The sequence below is a fragment of the Mesorhizobium sp. M8A.F.Ca.ET.021.01.1.1 genome, assembly GCF_003998025.1.
Taxonomy (GTDB): Bacteria; Pseudomonadota; Alphaproteobacteria; order Rhizobiales; family Rhizobiaceae; genus Mesorhizobium.
The window spans coordinates 1-742 of the sequence record NZ_RZSJ01001037.1 but is presented as its reverse complement, the minus strand read 5'-3'; the positions used below and the strand labels follow the sequence as shown (position 1 = coordinate 742).

At 65.5% G+C, this 742-nt stretch carries 1 pseudogene; it reads right to left on the bottom strand.

Going from position 1 to position 742, the window contains the following annotated elements:
* Nucleotides 1-742 (bottom strand): annotated as a pseudogene (locus EOA36_RS36425) (translocation/assembly module TamB); the annotation flags it as partial.

Here is a 742-nt window from a genome sequence, read left to right as displayed (position 1 = left end):
GTCGGCGCTAACGGTGAAATCCGGAGCGGTGATCGCGCCGGTTGCCGACACCGCGAAATCGACCCCGCCGGCAACCGGCACACCGACCGTCGGCGACAACACCGAAACGTCGCCCAATTTGCCCTTGATGTCGGCCTGGATGTCCGTGCCTTGCATGCTGGCCGTACCGCTGGCGCTGAGCGATCCGGAAGAGAGTTCGATCGAGTTCGCAGCGAAAGATCCCTGCGGATCGCGCGATGCAGCGGCCGAGAATTTCACCCTCCCGCCGAGCACCGAGGCGATCTGCTGCGGGAACGCGGTCGCCACCGCGTCGGCATTCAATTTGAGCTGCATCGACATGTCGGCCAGCGCCACCGTCGCCGTCAGCGACGCATTGAGCGCATCGGAGCGCAGCGTACCCTGATCGATGGCAATAATGGCGTCCTTGCTGATTGAGCCGGCCAGATCGACGTCGACCTTGCCGGTGATCAGCGGCGCCAGTGTCGCGACGTCGGTTTTCAGGCCGCCCGCCTCCAGCTTGACGGCAACCGGGCCGGCGCGATTCTGGATATCGAAACCATCGGAATGGATTTGCGCCGCCAGATCATCCAGCCGCGTGCCGCCGACGACGATCGAAACGAAGGAGGCGCCGATGTCGACGATCGGCGCCTTGCCGTCGCCGAAGGCGCGTGCGGTGGCGTTCTTGATCGCGAGCGTGATCGGCTGCGCCTTGCTGCCGACGCTGATCACCACGGGCGGGCCC